The organism is Oceanirhabdus seepicola (assembly GCF_023684385.1).
Lineage (GTDB): Bacteria > Bacillota > Clostridia > Clostridiales > Clostridiaceae > Oceanirhabdus > Oceanirhabdus seepicola.
Map to the genome: position 1 here is coordinate 432,270 of NZ_JAGSOJ010000002.1, position 18,334 is coordinate 450,603.

Sequence of the window (18,334 nt, forward strand, 5' to 3'; positions counted from 1 at the left end):
GTACAGCATATTGTGGAACAGTAATGACCCATATGGAGGAAAGCAAATGAAGGTATTAATTACAGGATTCACTCCCTTTGGTGGAGAGAGTTTAAATCCAGCTTATGAAGCTGTGAAGTTATTAAATAATGAAATTGCAGGAGCAGAGATTGTAAAAGCTGAAATTCCTACTGTTTTTAGAGAGTCTATAAAATGTTTAGAAGAAATTATTGAAAAAGAAAAACCTGATATTGCAATATGTATTGGTCAGGCTGGTGGAAGATTTGAGATTTCTATTGAGAGAATTGCAATAAATCTAGATGATGCTAGAATTCCTGACAATGAAAATAATGCTCCAATAGATGAAGTGATTTTTGAAGATGGAGAAAATGCTTATTTTGCAAAATTACCTATAAAAGCTATGGTAAACGAGATTATTGAGGAAAAAATTCCTGCAGCTGTATCTAATTCTGCTGGTACATTCGTATGTAATCATTTGATGTATGGATTGCTTTATTTAATTGATAAGAAATATCCTAATATGAAAGGCGGATTTATTCACGTGCCTTTTATACCTGAGCAAGTAGTAAATAAGAGAAATATGGCAGCTATGGCACTTGATGATATTGTTAAAGGGTTAAGCTGTGCTATTAGAGCAGCTGTGGAAAATGATGAAGATATTAAGAAAACTGGAGGAACAATTTGCTAAAGGGGTAATTTTATATAAGTAAGAACCAAGCAACTTGGTTCAGGTTGTTAAAAAAGCCCAACTTCATCAGCACTAAGACTCGCTGTACAGCTCGCTAGTCTTGTGCCTTGAACTTGGGCTTTTTAAACGCCTGAAATTCTTAAGAAAGAAAACAGAGGCTACTGACTTTTTTACTCTATAGGAAATTATAAATTCATAAACTTTTCAATATCTTTAGCAATAAGATCCAATGAACTTTTCCAAAAATCTTTTGATGTAATATCGATATTCATCATTTTTGCAACATCAATAAGATTATTCTTACCTGTAGCAGCCAATAGATTGTCATATTCTTTAACAAACTCATCGCCACGTTTAAGATACTCTGCATAAAGACCTTTAGAGAATAGAAGTCCGAATGCATATGGGAAGTTATAGAAGTTATATCCGGCTGAATAATAGTGTGGTTTGCATATCCACATGTATGGATGTAAGTATTCAGGATCTAGTCCATCACCATATGTTTCTTTTTGTGCTTCAAGCATAATTTCTTTTAATCTTTCAACTGATACAGAACCTTCTTTTCTCTCTTCAAAAACTTTTGATTCGAATAAGAATCTACTCATAATATCAACAATTACTTGAGCGTTACCTTGGATGTCATTTTCTAATATTACAAAGGACTCTTCTTTTGAAGCTGTTTTTAATGCCGCGTTTGTAACGATAGTTTCACAGAAAATAGAAGCTGTTTCAGCTATAGGCATTGGGTAATGGCTATTAAGTGAAATCTCATCAACAAGAGAAGAACCATGATATCCATGTCCAAGTTCATGTGCTAATGTAGTTACATTAGAGAAGCTTCCATTAAAGTTTGATAATATTCTGCTCTGTTTCAAATAATGAAGATTAGAACAGAAAGCTCCACCACGCTTACCTTTTCGAGGTTCAGCATCTATCCAATTACTATCAAATGCATGAGCTGAATAATCACCTAGTTTTTTACTGAATGTAGAGAAGTTCTTAACAATGAAATCTCTAGCTTCTTTATAAGTATAAGTCATGTTTGCTTCACCCATTGGAGCAAATAGTTCGTAGAATGGCAATCCATTTTTATGACCAAGAAGTTCAGCTTTCTTTTTAAAGTATTTTCTGAAAGTTGGTAGACTTTCTTTCATAGCTTCCATCATTGCAGTTAGGGTAGCTTCATTCATTCTAGATTTTTGAAGTGTAACAGCTAGAGGGGTAGAATATCCTCTAAGTTTACTTTCTGTGATAACTTCACCTTTTATTCCATTTAGTGAAGCAGCAACTGATTCATCTATTTTTTTATATGATTCTAATTCAGCTTCATAAGCTTTTTTTCTCTTTTTACTATCTTTATCATATGCCATGTTTCTAACAACTGAAAGTGGTAGTTGTTTATTTTCACCATCAACTTCAATATCAACTAAAAGGTTAGATGTTAAATTTCCTTGAAGTTTTGACCAAGCAGTAGAACCAGTTGTTTTCATTTTTGCGAGAACTTCTTCTTGTGTATCATCAAGAAGATAAGATGCATTTCTTTTGATTTCATTAAGATAGAATGAGTGAACTTTTAATACATTAGACTGTTCAATCAGATTGTTTAAATCATCTATTCCACCTACCCATTTTTCAAATAAAGCTTCAGTTTTCGCAAGTTCAGCTAGTTTATTTGATAGTTGTTCCATAGTCTTATTTGCTACTTCATTTTTAACATCAACGCTAGAGCTTAAACTAGCAAAGCTATATAGTCTGTGTACAAGATGTTCGAATACATTAGCGGATTTAAGGTACTCTTCTAATTTTTCTTTAGTGTTATCATAGTTTTTACAATTAGTCTCTACCCATGAAATATTCTCTTTAATTGATTGATCTAAATTACTCATGTCATTTTTAAAAGCATCACTTTCAAAAGATGTGTAGATTTCATTAAGACTCCATCTCATATCCATATATGTATATTCCTCCGTAATTATAAGATTTTATATATTATTAAACAAGTTATTGAAAGGGTATATATATATTATGATAACATTATTAAAAAAATATTTCTATTATAGAAATATTTTCATTTGTAAAAAGCGTAGCCTAATATTATATAGCTTTAGGGTTATAATAATTATATGGGACATATAAGACATGTTTAAACTGAGGGATGAAAAACTATAAGATTTAATGGTTTTCATCCCTCTATTTTTGGAGGATATTTGTAAAATGAAAAAATTTGTTTTTATTTCTGATTTTGATGGAACAATTAGTAATAAAGATTTCTATATGCATGTGATAGAGAAATATCTTAAAGAAGACGGGGAACGGCAATACGCTAGATGGAGAAATGAGGAGATTTTAGATATTGAGTTCTTGTCTTATGTATTTACAAATATTGATGCAGATGAAGAAGAAATTTACAAGGATATTATTGCCTTAGAGATTGATCCAGATCTTGAGGAGTTTATAAAATATATTAAGAGTCAAGGTGGTGAGTTTGTAATATTAAGTGCTGGAAGCACATATTACATCGATATTTTATTGGAACATTGGAGTATTGAAGGAATAAAAATATACTCTAATAATGCTGTGTATAAGAATAGAGGAATACATTATGATATTGATCCAACTAATGAATTTTATTCTGAAAGATACGGAATAGATAAGAAGAAAGTGGTTGAAAAATTTAAGAGGGAATATGAGACTCTATATTATGCTGGAGATAGCATGCCTGATTTTGAAGCTAGCCTTTTGTGCAAAAAAAGGTTTGCAAAGGGAAGATTGATTGATATTTATAAGGAAAAAAACGTTGATCATTATGGGGTTGAAAGTTTCAAAGAAATATTAGATATTCTGAAGAAAGAAGGGATATAATGAAGGAGACGCTTTGTAACGTCTCCTTTATTGTTAAAGCTATTTAAGTTTAAAGTTTTTAATTTCAGTTAACATTTGCTTCGTCATATTGTTTAACTCAAGAGCAGACTGAGCAACTTCTTCAGTAGAAGCAGTCATCTCTTCAGAAGCTGCTGATATTTCTTGAGAGGATGCAGATACCTCTTCTGATACAGATGAAGCATCTCCTACATTCATGAGAATTATATTTTTATCATTATTTATTTTTGAAGCAGATTCGGATACTGAAACTATCTTAGGAATTATAGTTTGAATAAGCCCATTTATTGAATTGAAGGATTCAATAGTATGATCAATATCTTTATCTTGTTCATTAAGGTCAAGTTTTACTGCCTCTGTTGAAGACACCATAATTTCAGTATCATCTGAGATATTTGAAATTATAGAATTTATTTTCTCAGAGAATTCTTTAACTTGTTCAGCTAGATGACGTATTTCATCCGAAACAACTGCAAAACCTCTACCAGCCTCTCCAGCTCTAGCGGCCTCAATCGCTGCATTAAGAGCAAGTAGATTTGTTTGATCTGCAATATCATTTATCAAGCTTGTTATCTCAGTGATATTATTGATATTACCGTTAAGGGTTGTAATTTTTATTATTAAATCATCAAAGGTACTAGTAACATTTTGCATGGAAGCTTTAAGGGTAGACATATTCTGATTGCTAGAATTGGCTTCAGTTTGAATATCTAATGAGTTATCCTTAACATCGTTAAGTGACGAGTGTATACCCTCGATTGCGTAGCCGAAATCTTCTATAGAGTCAGAAACGCTTGTTAAGTTCTGAGCTTGAGAAATAGCACCTTGCGCCACATTACCTATTGAGTTAGCAACATTTTCAGAAGATGATGCCATTTCTTCTGAAATAGAAGATAGGTTTTGTGATTGAGCATCAATGGAATGTGTTTTTTCCTTAAGGATTTTCATCATAGATGAAATATTTTCAATACTATCCTTCAGTGTTTCTTTCATAAGGCCAAATTCACTTTTAGAATTATGAGAGATATCCATTGAGAAATTACCCTTTGATAATTCTCCTAACAATGAATTCATATCTTTAGTATTTACTCTTAAACTTTTAATAATTACATATGAGATTATTACTTGAATAGTGAAAGTAACTGCAAATAATATTATGAAAAGCATAGAAATAATTTGCCATATAGATTCCGTATCTTTATTGATCCTACTCATAGCATTTTCATTAACTTCAAGAAGGTTGAATATACATGAATCTATTTCCTTACTATAATCTATTAGTTTAAATTTGTTATTTGAAATACGGTTAATGTCAAATCCATCTACTACGTTATAAAATTTATGATAGTTTTCTTCTAAAGAATTGAAGATTTCACTTTCTTCTTTAGTTAACGAAGAATTTTTGTAAGCTTCTAAATTTTCTACAGCTATTGAATTTTTTTGCATAATTACTCCGCTATATTTTTTTATGTCCTTACTTTCTGTAAAAGCTATAGCGTGAATAGATTTGTAGCTACTACTAACTTTGCTAAGGTAGATAAGTGGTTTAGCTCTGTCTTCATATAGAGTAACGGACTTATCGTGCATTCTTTTCATGTTAGTAAATCCAAAAAAACTCATTAATGCTGAGAAAGATATAGAAAGAATAACCATTAATAAAAGAACATTACTAATTTTAACCCTGTAATAAAATTTATCCTTGTTTTTTTTCAACTGAATCCCCTCCTAATATATATAAATTTCATACTATTTATCCTTAATATATATTTATCGAGCATATTATGAAAAAATTAATACGGTATTCGTAATAAATTTTAAAAATTTCGAAAAAACTTTAGTGTGATAATGTAAAAATGTGAAAATAGGATGATTTTTATGGGTTAAGGTTTATGAAAAAATATGAATTTATAAAAAAAAACGAGTTTCATGCGCTTTGCTAGATTCAAGAATTAATAATTTCCTATAGAATAAAAAACAAACCCATAAATGTATTAAACATTTACAGGCTTGTCTACTTAATAATTATTTTTAATATAGTTTGCTGCTTTTTTTACAGCATTTTGATGATTAGCATCAACTCTGTTACTTCCATGGGTTTTACTGCCCTTGAAGTGTATATCAATTACACCATGCATATTATTGTTTTTAACAGCATCAAGATTAGTTCCACCACGATAACCACCGCTTCTCCAACTAGTGTATGCTGTAGCTTTAGCTCCATCATTACCAGCATGAGGATATGCAGCCATTGAAGCGGGAATAGCATAACCATTATAGAAGACAACTATAGGTCTTCTTTGCCATGTCCATGAACCACCAAGTATAGATTTAAGAGTCGCTGTATCTCCCTTTGTCAACGTTTCACAATCCGCGTGGTTTGAACCATATGTTTTTTTTGCATTAAAGGTTGTCCCAGAATTTATATCTAGGATTTTAATGGTGCTTCCGTGAGGCACTTTGTTTTTTACTGTACCAAACCAAGTCCAATCAAGTGTTGAAGTGTTATAGGCTCCAGTAGAAGGAGCTTTTTCAGCTGGTGCTGAAGCAGGTTTAGATTGAGTATTAAAAGTGTTAAGTTGTGCAACGGTACGTCTCCCTACAATACCGTCTGCTGATAAACCAGAATCACTCTGAAATGATTTAACAGCTTTTAAAGTTAAGTTACCATAGTAACCAGTTGGATTAACTGTGAGATAACCCAATTCATTAAGGCGTTGTTGAAGTGAAGTAACTGTAGAATTTCTATAACCCTTCTTCAAAAATATGTTTGAAGACAGTTTTACATCAGCAAATGCAGTACCAGCCGATATAAAGCAGAAGGCTAGAAATCCAGTGACTATTTTTTTGATCATGTAATCCCTCCAGAATTATCTTTCGTTCATACTCCCTCCTTATATGATATCATAAAGTTTTATTGGAAAATTGGAAAATAGGGAATTTAATACTGGGAGATTAGAGGATATAAATCAAAAAATAAAATAAAAAGTATAAAAATGTAATAATACTTGGTAGTAACTGTAATGGTGAGGGGGAGGGGGGAAAAATATAGTTGGTAGTTGACAGTGGAGAGTGGAGAACGATGGAGGTTTCTTCCTTTCGTCAGAAACTATATTTTATTGTTATTATGACAATAGGATTTTACTGATTTTATCTGAGATAAAATATTGTATTTAGAACACAATGTTTCATCAATAATGAAAGTGTAAAAAACTCGTGGGTTTCAGGTATTTGGAATTAAGTGGTTTTATGGTAAAATTTAAACATAACGCAAATAAGAATAATTATGCTAATTTCTAATGGACGAACTGAGGGTGTTTAGAATTTGGGGTCATTTAATCTAGATACTGATATTAATTTATTGGAAGTTTGATATTAAGGAGGAAAATATGGAGGTTAACATTAAAGATATTTCTTATATGTTTTGTGAATTTTGGGAAAAGGGACAAGGGATGAACTTTGATCAACAAAAACAGCTATGGAAAGAATTATACCAGGAACCAAACAAAGAAATTTTTCAACACTTTGAATTCTTATTTAAGATGAGTGACAAAAATTATAATATTGATGACAATTTAGAAAAGTGTTTTCAAGAATATGAAAAGTCATATGAAAAGATAAAATCCTTAACAAATATATCTGATAATATTAATAAAGTTTGCAAAAGGTGTAGTGAGATTTTTGAGATAAATGATATAAAATTGAATTTTATTACCATTATTGGATTGTGCTCAGCAAATGCTTTTGTAACAGGGTTCAATGGAAGAACAGCATTTTATTTTTTAGAGAAAATGCTTAAAAAAGAATATATTGATATATTATTAGCACATGAAATAACTCATCTGTTTCATTTTTCACAGTTAGTTAGTGAAAATTATGAATCAACCCTTGCTGATAGTATATTTATAGATGGATTAGCATGTTTTGTTTCAAATTATTTATATCCAGGATTTACACTATCAGAATATTTGTGTTTTGATTCTGATTGTCAAGAGTGGCTATCAGAGTGCAATAAGCAATTTAATAATATAAAATCTGATATCATACATAATATTCAAAGTACAGATTTTGTTTATTTTAAAAAATATTTTATGGGGGATAACTCAATTAAAGATGGAATTCCAACAAGGATAGGATATTTTATTGGATACTGTATAGTTGAATGGTTAAATAAAAAATATACGCTTCAGGAAATGATAAGTTGGCAACAAGACCGGATTATAAAAGAAGTCAAAGGTGCATTGACTAAGATACTATAGAATATGAAGGGGTATATTCATTTCATCTTGAATGATATTTTGTAACTTTAATATAATATTTTATACATGGATAAAATGAGTAAAAAACCATTGTTCTTTAGACCAATAAAAATATAGGTTCTGCCCAAAAGGGCAGAACCATCCTTCATTATCCATTATACATTTGCAATAAGCCTTAGCTTATTGCATAGAAACGTGATCGCCACGTCCCATATCAACCACATAACCTACAGAGTTTATTCTTCCTTCTATACATTTTCTGCAATGAGCTGCCTCATCACCTGTACAGATTTTATCTTTGTATAATTCATATTTTTCTCTCACACTGACAGGAGATAGGTTAGGCATAACAACATTTGCTCCTACTGAAAGTGCTTTTTCTCTACCCTTTGGATCTAAAGTACCAAGGGCTGTTGTTGAAGGTAGAAGAACATCTGGTAAAAGTAATCTAGTAAGTGATAACATAACCATAGTATCTTCTACGGTACCTCCTTTACATTCACCAATAGGCGTTTCAGGATGAGGAATGAAAGGTCCGATTCCAATCATATGAGGTTTTAACTCTTTTAAGAAAAGAAGATCATCAGCTAATGCAGCGTTATCTTGGTTAGGAAGTCCTACCATGAATCCAGCACCAGTCTGGTAACCAATTTCTTTAAGTTGATTTAAACATTGTCTTCTATTGTCATAGCTCATTCCAGGATGAAGTGAGTCATAAATTTCTCGAGTAGCTGTTTCGTGTCTTAAAAGATATCTATCAGCTCCTGCTTCATACAGTTTTTTGTAACTTTCATAACTTCTCTCACCTAGTGATAGGGTTATAGCGCTATCAGGATGTTTGTCCTTTATGTTTTTAATAAGATCTACTAAAAGTTCATCTGTATAGTAGTTATCTTCTCCACCTTGAAGTACAAAAGTTCTATAACCAAGTTTATATCCTAGGTCAGTACATTGAAGTATTGTATCAGGATTTAATCGGTATCTATCTACATTCTTATTACCATGCCTAATTCCGCAGTAATTACAATTTTGTTTACAGTAATTAGAGATTTCAATAAGACCTCTCATGTAAACAGACTTTCCGTAGTGTCTTTCCTTAGCCTCTTTAGAATGTTTGAAAATATATTTTCTCCATTCATCATTAAGGTTATCAAGTACATAAACCAACTCATCTTTAGTAAGGTTATTAGTACTTATTAATTTATCCAATATCTTTTTCATAAAAAGTCTCCTTTCAGATAATACCATTATCAGAAGTAAAATATAAAACTATATGAGTATATTTTAATATATAACTAAAGATTTTTAAATAACAATTATTATGAAATAAAAAGCACAATACTTAGGGGGGAAATTATCCCTAAACACATATTTCATGAATTAATTATAACCGAAGGTTTGATAAATTTAAATATTTAGTGTTAAAGAATAATTATTATTGAAGTGGAAAAAATCTTGTAATTATGGTATAATATTTAGAGAATCGAATTAAATTAGTTGATAATGGAGGGTTTTATGGGGATAAAAGGTAGAAGGGAATTGATTTTAAAAGGAAATCTAAAGAAAGCAATAATTCTCATTTCACTTCCAGTGATGGTGAGTAATCTTATACAGACACTTTACAATTTAATTGATACTTATTGGGTAAGTAAATTAGGTGGAACGGATTTGGCTGCAATGAGTTTAGTATGGCCAATGAGTTTTCTTATGATTGCAATTGGCGTAGGATTTAGTGTGGCAGGAGCATCTTTAATATCTCAGTATATTGGAGCAAAAAATTATGAGAAAGCAAAGAAAGTAATAGGTAATTTATTAATAATATCTGCAGTTTTATCTATAGTGTTAGGAGCTGTTGGATATTTTGCAGCACCGACTATATTGAAATTATATAATCTCAATAATGAAGTTTATATAAGGGCATTAGGATATATTCAGATAATATTTATGGGATTACCAACCATGTTCTTTATGTTTGTGTTTAACTCAATAAAGCAGGGGGAGGGAGATACTGTTTCACCAATGATATTCGGGGGAATATCAGTTGCTATGAACATAATTCTAGATCCAATATTCATTTTTGTGTTTGATATGGGAATAGAGGGAGCAGCGTGGGCTACAGTAATCTCAAGAGGGATAATCGCATTTATTTCAATAGCATCTCTTTTCTTTTGTAAGGGTCCCTTGAGATTAGAACGAGGTGATTTAAAGAAGGACGGGGCAGTTATATTAAAAATAGTAAAAGTAGGACTACCATCATCTTTAGGACAGTCAATGTCGGCACTTGGATTTATGGTTCTGAATGGATTTATAATATCTTTCGGAGATAATATAATGGCTGCATTTACTGTAGGAAATAGAATAAATTCACTTGTTCTAATGCCTGCTATGGGGATAGGAAGTTCTCTAGCAGCTATAGTAGGACAGAATTTAGGGGCAGATAATGTAAAGAGGGCAAAGAAGGCTATTTGGGAAAGTGTTAAGATTTGTACTATATTCATGGTTATTGGTGGAATTATTGTGTTTATATTCTCCAATGATGTTGTTAAAATATTTGCTGATAATCCTGATATAATTGAACCAGGGACATATTATCTTAAACTGATTTGCATGTCATTACCTTTGGTTGGATATTTTCAGATTTTTATAGGTACATTCCAAGGATCAGGACATACACTGAGTGCCATGATAATTATGATGGGGAGATTGTGGTTATTAAGAATTCCTATGATAATATTATTAACAAGGTTTGAAGCGCTAGGAGAAAAGGCTATTTGGTTCTCTATGGTGGGGAGTAATTTCTTTATATGTTTGATTGGATTGGGAATATTTATGACAGGGAATTGGCAAAAGAAAATTATTAAGGGTGAACCTGAGGAAATAGAAAAAGTTGAAACCGTTTAGGTTTATTAATATAATAAGTATTGATAGTTTAAGTATTCTCCTGTGAAAATAGGAGAATATTCAGTTACTAAAGAAAGTGCAAAGAGTGTGCTGTTTTGGAGGAGATATTTATATGAAAAAGATAGATTGGCATGTGAAGTTTGGAGTAGGATTAGTCTTGCTTTCGGTTGTATTATACTCATTGCATTATGTGATTTTTCATGATCCACATCATTTATTTATTTTTATGTTAGGAGAATTAGCATTTTTGCCTCTTGAAGTATTTATTGTAGGATTGGGACTTGAAAAGATTATGGAGAAGAGAGAGAAGGCGCATTTAATTGAGAAATTAAATATGATTATAGGGGTATTTTTCACAGAGGTTGGAACAGAGCTTCTTGAAATGCTGACACTATGCGATTATAAAATGTGCAAGTTCAAGTCTAATCTTAAAATCACTAAGGAATGGACTGATAGAGATTTTAAAGAAGCAATTGAAGTGAGTAAAAACTATAATTTCCAAATAGCCTTTGAGGAAAAAGATCTTCTTGATATTAAGAGATTTTTATGTAGTAAGAGGGATTTCTTGTTAAAGCTTCTGGAGAATCCAAATATCTTGGAACATGATTCTTTTACATATTTCCTTACTGCTGTATTCCATCTGGAAGAAGAACTGAATTTTAGAGATATAAGTAATCTTTCCCATGAGGAGAGTGAACATATCAAAGAAGATATTATAAGAGTATATAGCTCCATAATAGGGCAGTGGCTTTTATATATGAAACATTTAAAAGGACATTTTCCATTCTTATTTAATAGTGCATTAATGATGAATCCATTTACAAGAGAATGTAATTAGTCAATTTATTTTAGACCTAAAAAAACACAAACACTAATTGTTTGTGTTTTTTTTTACTATATAAAATTAAAATTGCATGGAAAATATTGAAGGTAAATTGAAAAATATGGTATAATTAAATGAATGTAGAATGAATTGGGGGGGGTAAAGTGTTAGAAGATTATTTCTTGTTTAGTGGAATTTTTAAAAATAACAAAATAGAAATTTGCGTGGGGTTTAAAAAGGGGATTAAAGATAGTGTTATTGTAAAGAAAATCAACAAAATAGAATGTAGTGATGATGTACTCTCCTTCATGAAAAATGAATTATTTGCCCAAAGTCCAATAGAGACTTTTGAAAATGATGAGATGTTGATACATATTGAAGAACATGTTGATAGAGATAATGATGTACTTCTGAATTCTATAAAATCTAGTGAAGACGGTATAATATTTTTTAACGGAAATAAAATAATAAATTGCAATAATGCTTTTTATAAAATGACCAATAGTTCAAATGATATTACAAAATTCAGTACTATAGAAGAGAATCAGGTTGTGAAAGACATTGTAGATAAAATTAATAATATGGAATTAGATAGTTGTAAAAGTATTACTACAAATAATCTGTTTCATATTGATGATGAATTAAGATGTTTTACTTTTGAAATAAATAAGATTAATAAAGATAAACAAAATCATCTAATGGTTTTGTGTAAAGATAGAACAAAAGAAAGAATTACAAGTAAGAAATTAGTGTCTGTTAATCAAAGGCTAAATGCAGTTATTGAAAGTTCAAATTCAGGAATATTTGAAATAGATGATAGAGAACTTAAAAATTTCTGGATATCATATGATATATATAATCTTTTAGGATATAAATCATTTAGCAGCGAAACAACTAAAGAAAGAGTTGAGGAAGTTATTCATCCAGAAGATGGTATAGATCTTGTAGATAAGTTTAATGCTAGTGTATTAAATAATAAAATTATTTGTAAAGAAATAAGAATAAAGGATTATGAAGGGAAGTATAGATGGTTTTCTTTAGTTGCATATGCAATTCATGAAAAGATAAATGGTAGGTTCAAGCTAGTAGGATCTATTACAGATATTCATGATAAAAAGAGTGCTTCAATGAACCTATTGAATAGTGAAAAAGCACTTAAAGAAGAGCGAGAACTTAATAAACTCACAACAGAGTTTTTTAATAATATATCTCATGATTTTAAAACCCCACTTAATTTGATAACCAATTCATTGAAACTCTTAAGAAATTCCTTTGGGGATATTCTTGAAAGGGATAAACAAGGAATGAGATATTTTGAAATAATACAACAGAATTGTTATAGATTAATCAAGCTTGTAAATGATATGCTTGATCTTAGTAGAATTGATTCGGGTTTCTACTCTATTTCTTTACGTAATGGTAATATTGTAAGCCTAATTGAAGATGTAACCATGTCTGTTAAGGAATATACCAAAAATAAAGGCATAGAACTTCTTTTTGATACAGAATTTGAAGAAGAATTTATTTGTTTTGATAACGAGAAAATTGAGCGTATTATGCTTAATTTATTATCAAATGCAATAAAATTTACAGGGGATGGTGGAGTTATACTGGTTACAGTGTCAAAAGTAGATGATATGATATCCGTGATGATAAAGGATACTGGAATTGGTATTCCTAAAAATAAACTCAATACCATCTTTGAACGTTTTGAACAAGCACATGAGATAAGTGGAAGGTTGTCGGGGAGTGGTATTGGCCTAGCATTGGTAAAATCATTGATTGATATGCATGGTGGAAGTATTGAGATTAGAAGCAAAGAGGGGGATGGGACAGATATTAGATTTTATCTTCCTATCAAAACTGTAGATAAAGATGAGAGTAAGGAATTTATGCAAAGTAAATTTGATATTGATAAAGTGTTTGTAGAACTTTCAGACTTATAAAAAATTCCTAGCATTGTATTTAAAAGTTTAAAACCTATGAGTTGGCATAGGTTTTTATTAATTTATTCTTGCTTTTCAAAAACCAAGTCAAACTCTTTAATTGCACCATAACTACTAAAAATCACAGGAATAGCAGCAATAAATCTCCAGCCTTCGGAACTATACTTATCAATCATTTCTCTATGATTTGATTTGTTGAATAATCCAGATGTATTTGCAGACACATAAATATATTTATACATATAATTGTACTCCTTTATTTGAATTACTTATGAAACATTATACTATCTTATTTATTAAAATATGTATATAATGTGACGAATTATAAGTAATTCAAATTAATTGATAAATTCTTTGTATTTGCTTATCATATTGTGATTTAAATTTTTAGGGATTGTGTTATAATTAGGCATATGAATTGAATATGCTCTAGAGTGTATTTTAAGAACAAAGGGGAACCGGTACAGTGGGAGGCGACATAAATGATTGATAAGAAGAAAATTGAGGAACATGTAAGAGGGATAATTGAAGCCTTAGGAGAAGACCCAAAAAGGGAAGGACTTATTGATACGCCTAAGAGAGTAGCTAATATGTACGAAGAGGTTTTTGAGGGTATACAGTATAGCAATGATGATATTGCGGAGATGTATGGGAAGACATTTGAAGAGGACTTTACGTACACAGAAAATGATAATGATATGGTTTTCATGAAAGATATTGAGATATTTAGTTATTGTGAGCATCATTTAGCTTTAATGTATAATATGAAAGTGAATGTAGCGTATATTCCCAAGAAAAAAATAATAGGTCTTAGTAAGATTGCTCGTGTTGCAGATATGGTTGGTAGACGTATGCAACTTCAGGAGAGAATCGGACAAGATATTGCATATATAGTTAGCAAAATAACGGATAGTGAAGATGTGGCTGTTATAATTGAGGGTGAGCATGGTTGCATGACCACAAGAGGAATAAAGAAGACAGGAACGAAGACTGTTACTACAACACTAAAAGGGACGTTCAAAGAGGATGAAAAGGCATTTTCTAGACTTATGAGCCTTTATAAATAATATCAGGCTGTTGAAAAAGCCCAATCTCATCGTCACTAAGACTCGCTGCGCTGCTCGCTCATCTTGTTCCTTGACCTTGGGCTTTTTCAACGCCTGAAATTCTTAAGATAGAAAACAGAGTGAAAACAATATATTTTAATTTTGTCAACAAAATAACATCCCTAGGTGCACAATAAGTGTATTTAGGGATGTTCTATTTAACTTTATTATTGTGCTACTTTGTTTAACTGATTATTAGCATAGATTATATCGTAGCAATAATTTATAATATCGCTTCTTTTAATAATGCCAATAAATACTCCGGAGTCATCAACTACAGGAACAAAGTTCTGACATTTTGCTAGATGTATAAGACTTTCTATATCGGAGTTGATTTTAACTGGATTATTAACCATATTCATTGGTATATCCTTAACGAATATTTTACTGGTGTTTTTGAATGTCAAATCATCAGTATGTTTCATTTTCCATAATAGATCACCTTCCGTTAGGGTACCAATATATTTACCTTCTTCATCAATAATAGGTACTGCTGTATATCTATGATATTCCATTTTTTCTAGAGCTTGCCTCATGGTGGCTTTGTCTTTAATATGGATTACATCCTTTTTAGGGGTAAGAAAGAACGCTATATTCATTTAATTTCCTCCTGAACATGGTTTTGTTTAACTTATTACATATATGATTATATCATATTAAGTAGGAAAAATAAACTAATCAAATGTTACATTTTTATAAATACATGATGATTAGTTAGTTTTTGAATGTGCCATACATATAAACATTACACTTATATTATATTACATATAATGAGAGGTGGATATAGAAAATGAGCTTTAAATGAGTTATTTTTCAAATATTTAATATTTTTTTAAATAATATTTTTTTTATTATGCTTTTGTGTTGTATTCACCTCTTAATAATTGCATTCAGGACTTTAATGTGATAACTTTAAGATATTAAGTTTATGAATCGAAAAAAAATTCAAAAGTTTCAAAAGAAGTTACATAATTATCACCGATTAGATTTTTGTGAAGTGCACTGAAATTTATAAAAGATTATTTTATGGCTGATTAGGAGGAGTAATTATGAATAATAAATGTATGGAAGTGAAGATAGAAAAGGATTTACAGATGACAGAGTTTATTGAAATTTCAGAAAAGCTATCAAGATTTATGAGCGATGTATCTTTAAAACATGAAAATAAGAATGGGAATATGAAGAGTATAATTTCTCTTATGGCAATGAATTTAAAAATGGGAGATACAGTAACTATTGAAGCCGTTGGAAGTGATTGTGAAGAAGCTGTGGAATTTGTTAAGGGAATGATTAAATAGAATTTAAAAGCACGCGCCGCGTGCTCAGGCTGTTGAAAAAGCCCAATCTCATCGTCACTAAGACTCGCTGTGCTGCTCGAGTACTGTTTGTACACTGCGCTGCTCGCTCATCTTGTTCCTTGATCTTGGGCTTTTTCAACGCCTGAAATTCTTAAGACAAAAAACAGAGTGAAAACAATATATTGTAACTTTGTCAACAAACTCAGCACGCGCCGCGTGCTTTTTTACATTAGTATGTTTTCAAGCAACTCAATATCCATAATAGTTACTTTATTTTTATCAACATCCAAAATTCCTTCATCCTTCATTTTAATGAATTCTCTTGAAAGTGAAGGTCTAGGAATTCCGAAACTTTCAGCAATCTCTTTTTTGCTCTGCTTTAGTGTAATAGTTGAGCTGTTCTGTTCAGAATAAAGAGATAGAAGTAAGTTTGCTATCTTCTCTCTGATGGATTGATGAGATAGTAGAGTTACTTTCTTATTAAGCATGAGTATCTTATTAGAAAGAAGTCCCATGAATGCTTTTAAAAACATATCTTCTTCACTGCAGAGATTGAGTATATCGCTTTTTTCAATAAAGAGTACTTTGCTCTTTGATACTGATGTTATGGTAGCTGGGTAGGTAGTTCGTTTTGAGAATATAATTACCTCACCAAATATATCTCCTGATGAAAGTTTACTCATTGTGAGGAATCTTCCAGATGGAAATAGTTTCTGTACTTCTATGCTTCCTTCTAAAATAATTCCCAGAGATTTTATAGAATCCCCCTCTAGTGCAATTGATTCACCTTTTGCAAAAGATTCAATATGTGAATTGCTTTTTCTCAATATAGTTTCAATTGAGTTCTCATCAAAATTCTTAAATAAAACACATTGTTTTAACGGCAAAAAATCTTTTTTCAAAAAAATCGCTCCTTAGTAACTTTGGTTACTATTATTTTGTTTTTATTATAGTATACTTTATTCATAAACAAAAGATAAAATGTTTGATAAGGCTTTTGTTAACTTTGAATATTGTATAGAAATATAGAAAAATTATAATTAATAAGAGGTGAATAACATGAGTGTTGTAAGAAAGATTGTTGAGATAAATGAAGAAAAATGTAATGGGTGTGGATTATGTGTAACGGCTTGTCATGAGGGTGCTATAGAGATGATAGATGGTAAAGCCAAATTAATAAAAGATGACTATTGTGATGGATTAGGGGACTGCTTACCGGCGTGCCCAACAGATGCTATAAATATAATTGAGAGAGAAGCAGTGGAATATGATGAAGAGGCTGTAGAAAAGAGAATGAAGGATATGAGAGAGATGAAAAAGCAAACTGAAGAGAAAAAGCACGTACCTGTACAGGGTCATAAACATGGGCATGATCATGGAGCTGGAGGATGCAATTGTCAAGGCACAATGGGGAAAACAATAAACAGAGATAAGAAAGATATTAAATCATTAATAAAAGAACAGGGACTTCTTAATGTTACAGCTAATGGACTTAATAATGGTAAATTTGTTAAACCTGCAATGACTATTACACCAAGAGTTAACACTGAGATAGATGGATCACAGTTAATGCAATGGCCAGTACAATTAAAACTTGTTAATGTTAATGCACCATACTTTGAGAATGCTGATATTCTAATTGCTGCTGACTGTACTGCATACGCATATGCTAATTTCCACAGAGATTTCATCAAGGGGAGAATCACTTTAATTGGATGTCCAAAACTTGATGACAATGACTTCTATAAGAATAAGTTAGCTCAAATTATTAAAGAAAATAACATTAAAAGCATTAAGGTTGTAAGAATGTCAGTACCATGTTGTAGAGGAATTATTGATTCTGTAAAAGGCGCCATTCTTCAAGCTGGAACAATAATTCCATATGAAGAAGTAACAATTGATACAGAAGGAAACGTTACTAATAAATCCTTTTAAGAGGATTTATTAAAAAGAAATGGATAATGGATAATTGATAATGGAGAATGAAGGATGGTTCTGACTAAGGTCAGAACCTACATTAATATTGTTCTTTAGGACAAGAGTTTTTTACTTATTTTATCTCTAGATAAAATATTGTACTTTGAATACAATGTTTCATTTTAAATGAAACGAGTAAACATATGTTGCTTCATAACCAATAATAAATGTAGTTTGTGCGCAAGCAGAAAAATCAATCATTATCCATTATACATTTGTTTCAAGGTTTCCAACTCTCAACTTTTTCATGATTCAAGGAGTTTTCTTTCTTTTGAAAAATTTATATAAAAAGGGGCTTGTATTACATAAGATAATATGATATTATGTCCAATAAGAGTAATTAATCTTTAATCCAGTCCGAGAGATTGGCAAGGTGATCATATAAGAGTAAATATATTTCATACCCACATAATGTATAGCTAATAGTGTAATAGAGGGATGAATATATAATTTCGAATT

General features: G+C 30.8%; 16 protein-coding genes. 9 read left to right on the forward strand and 7 right to left on the reverse strand.

From position 1 onward, the window contains the following. Positions 1-46: 46 nt before the first annotated feature. Complete coding sequence (gene pcp / locus KDK92_RS09570) at positions 47-688, forward strand: pyroglutamyl-peptidase I (protein WP_250859039.1); 642 nt, start codon at positions 47-49, stop codon at positions 686-688. 185 nt (positions 689-873) lie between these two features. Here the strand turns inward: pcp and KDK92_RS09575 are convergent, their stop codons facing one another. After that, positions 874-2,640 carry a M3 family oligoendopeptidase gene (locus KDK92_RS09575; protein ID WP_250859040.1) on the reverse strand — a complete coding sequence of 589 codons (1,767 nt, stop codon included), beginning with the start codon at positions 2,638-2,640 and terminating at the stop codon, positions 874-876. A gap of 262 nt (positions 2,641-2,902) precedes the next feature. Here KDK92_RS09575 and KDK92_RS09580 point away from each other — a divergent pair, with 262 nt between their 5' ends. Next, positions 2,903-3,550, forward strand: a complete 648-nt coding sequence (locus KDK92_RS09580; RefSeq protein ID WP_250859041.1) for an MtnX-like HAD-IB family phosphatase — start codon at positions 2,903-2,905, stop codon at positions 3,548-3,550. A 39-nt stretch (positions 3,551-3,589) separates the two neighbouring features. Here the strand turns inward: KDK92_RS09580 and KDK92_RS09585 are convergent, their stop codons facing one another. Then, positions 3,590-5,281: a HAMP domain-containing methyl-accepting chemotaxis protein gene (locus tag KDK92_RS09585; RefSeq protein WP_250859042.1), complete on the reverse strand. Its 1,692-nt coding sequence runs from the start codon at positions 5,279-5,281 to the stop codon at positions 3,590-3,592. Between the two features lie 302 nt (positions 5,282-5,583). Beyond that, positions 5,584-6,420, reverse strand: coding sequence for a peptidoglycan-binding domain-containing protein (locus KDK92_RS09590; RefSeq protein ID WP_250859043.1), 837 nt, complete (start codon positions 6,418-6,420; stop codon positions 5,584-5,586). 534 nt (positions 6,421-6,954) lie between these two features. Here KDK92_RS09590 and KDK92_RS09595 point away from each other — a divergent pair. After that, positions 6,955-7,824 (forward strand): DUF2268 domain-containing putative Zn-dependent protease, encoded by an 870-nt coding sequence (locus KDK92_RS09595; RefSeq protein WP_250859044.1) that lies wholly within the window; start codon positions 6,955-6,957, stop codon positions 7,822-7,824. Positions 7,825-8,004: 180 nt separating this feature from the next. Here the strand turns inward: KDK92_RS09595 and hydE are convergent, their stop codons facing one another. Further along, positions 8,005-9,045, reverse strand: coding sequence for a [FeFe] hydrogenase H-cluster radical SAM maturase HydE (gene hydE / locus KDK92_RS09600; protein ID WP_250859045.1), 1,041 nt, complete (start codon positions 9,043-9,045; stop codon positions 8,005-8,007). A gap of 294 nt (positions 9,046-9,339) precedes the next feature. Between hydE and KDK92_RS09605 the strand changes: the two genes are divergently transcribed. The 3 genes from KDK92_RS09605 (at position 9,340) to KDK92_RS09615 (ending at position 13,494) form a co-directional block, all read left to right on the forward strand. Beyond that, the gene (locus KDK92_RS09605) at positions 9,340-10,725 is read left to right on the forward strand and encodes an MATE family efflux transporter (RefSeq protein WP_250859046.1); all 1,386 of its coding nucleotides are present in this window, start codon (positions 9,340-9,342) and stop codon (positions 10,723-10,725) included. 112 nt (positions 10,726-10,837) lie between these two features. Beyond that, positions 10,838-11,563 carry a hypothetical protein gene (locus tag KDK92_RS09610; RefSeq protein WP_250859047.1) on the forward strand — a complete coding sequence of 242 codons (726 nt, stop codon included), beginning with the start codon at positions 10,838-10,840 and terminating at the stop codon, positions 11,561-11,563. 149 nt (positions 11,564-11,712) lie between these two features. After that, the gene (locus tag KDK92_RS09615; RefSeq protein ID WP_250859048.1) at positions 11,713-13,494 is read left to right on the forward strand and encodes a sensor histidine kinase; all 1,782 of its coding nucleotides are present in this window, start codon (positions 11,713-11,715) and stop codon (positions 13,492-13,494) included. A 62-nt stretch (positions 13,495-13,556) separates the two neighbouring features. Here KDK92_RS09615 and KDK92_RS09620 read toward each other — a convergent pair whose 3' ends face one another. Next, positions 13,557-13,736 carry a DUF4177 domain-containing protein gene (locus KDK92_RS09620; protein WP_250859049.1) on the reverse strand — a complete coding sequence of 60 codons (180 nt, stop codon included), beginning with the start codon at positions 13,734-13,736 and terminating at the stop codon, positions 13,557-13,559. Positions 13,737-13,976: 240 nt separating this feature from the next. On the opposite strand from KDK92_RS09620, the gene folE reads away from it, so the two are divergent. Beyond that, positions 13,977-14,561 (forward strand): GTP cyclohydrolase I FolE, encoded by a 585-nt coding sequence (folE, locus tag KDK92_RS09625; RefSeq protein WP_250859050.1) that lies wholly within the window; start codon positions 13,977-13,979, stop codon positions 14,559-14,561. Positions 14,562-14,767: 206 nt separating this feature from the next. On the opposite strand, the gene KDK92_RS09630 is transcribed toward folE, so the two are convergent. Beyond that, complete coding sequence (locus KDK92_RS09630; protein ID WP_250859051.1) at positions 14,768-15,199, reverse strand: CBS domain-containing protein; 432 nt, start codon at positions 15,197-15,199, stop codon at positions 14,768-14,770. A gap of 450 nt (positions 15,200-15,649) precedes the next feature. Here KDK92_RS09630 and KDK92_RS09635 point away from each other — a divergent pair, with 450 nt between their 5' ends. Further along, positions 15,650-15,898, forward strand: a complete 249-nt coding sequence (locus tag KDK92_RS09635; protein WP_250859052.1) for an HPr family phosphocarrier protein — start codon at positions 15,650-15,652, stop codon at positions 15,896-15,898. Positions 15,899-16,122: 224 nt separating this feature from the next. Here KDK92_RS09635 and KDK92_RS09640 read toward each other — a convergent pair whose 3' ends face one another. Next, on the reverse strand, positions 16,123-16,800 hold the full coding sequence (locus KDK92_RS09640) for a Crp/Fnr family transcriptional regulator (protein ID WP_250859053.1): 678 nt from the start codon (positions 16,798-16,800) through the stop codon (positions 16,123-16,125). A gap of 157 nt (positions 16,801-16,957) precedes the next feature. Between KDK92_RS09640 and KDK92_RS09645 the strand changes: the two genes are divergently transcribed. Further along, on the forward strand, positions 16,958-17,833 hold the full coding sequence (locus tag KDK92_RS09645; protein ID WP_250859054.1) for an ATP-binding protein: 876 nt from the start codon (positions 16,958-16,960) through the stop codon (positions 17,831-17,833). Positions 17,834-18,334: the final 501 nt, after the last annotated feature.

Coding starts and splice junctions, on each gene's coding strand:
- pcp (WP_250859039.1), top strand. CDS start 47: ATGAAGGTATTAATTACAGGATTCACTCCCTTTGGTGGAGAGAGTTTA.
- KDK92_RS09575 (WP_250859040.1), bottom strand. CDS start 2,640: ATGGATATGAGATGGAGTCTTAATGAAATCTACACATCTTTTGAAAGT.
- KDK92_RS09580 (WP_250859041.1), top strand. CDS start 2,903: ATGAAAAAATTTGTTTTTATTTCTGATTTTGATGGAACAATTAGTAAT.
- KDK92_RS09590 (WP_250859043.1), bottom strand. CDS start 6,420: ATGATCAAAAAAATAGTCACTGGATTTCTAGCCTTCTGCTTTATATCG.
- KDK92_RS09595 (WP_250859044.1), top strand. CDS start 6,955: ATGGAGGTTAACATTAAAGATATTTCTTATATGTTTTGTGAATTTTGG.
- hydE (WP_250859045.1), bottom strand. CDS start 9,045: ATGAAAAAGATATTGGATAAATTAATAAGTACTAATAACCTTACTAAA.
- KDK92_RS09605 (WP_250859046.1), top strand. CDS start 9,340: ATGGGGATAAAAGGTAGAAGGGAATTGATTTTAAAAGGAAATCTAAAG.
- KDK92_RS09610 (WP_250859047.1), top strand. CDS start 10,838: ATGAAAAAGATAGATTGGCATGTGAAGTTTGGAGTAGGATTAGTCTTG.
- KDK92_RS09620 (WP_250859049.1), bottom strand. CDS start 13,736: ATGTATAAATATATTTATGTGTCTGCAAATACATCTGGATTATTCAAC.
- folE (WP_250859050.1), top strand. CDS start 13,977: ATGATTGATAAGAAGAAAATTGAGGAACATGTAAGAGGGATAATTGAA.
- KDK92_RS09630 (WP_250859051.1), bottom strand. CDS start 15,199: ATGAATATAGCGTTCTTTCTTACCCCTAAAAAGGATGTAATCCATATT.
- KDK92_RS09635 (WP_250859052.1), top strand. CDS start 15,650: ATGAATAATAAATGTATGGAAGTGAAGATAGAAAAGGATTTACAGATG.
- KDK92_RS09645 (WP_250859054.1), top strand. CDS start 16,958: ATGAGTGTTGTAAGAAAGATTGTTGAGATAAATGAAGAAAAATGTAAT.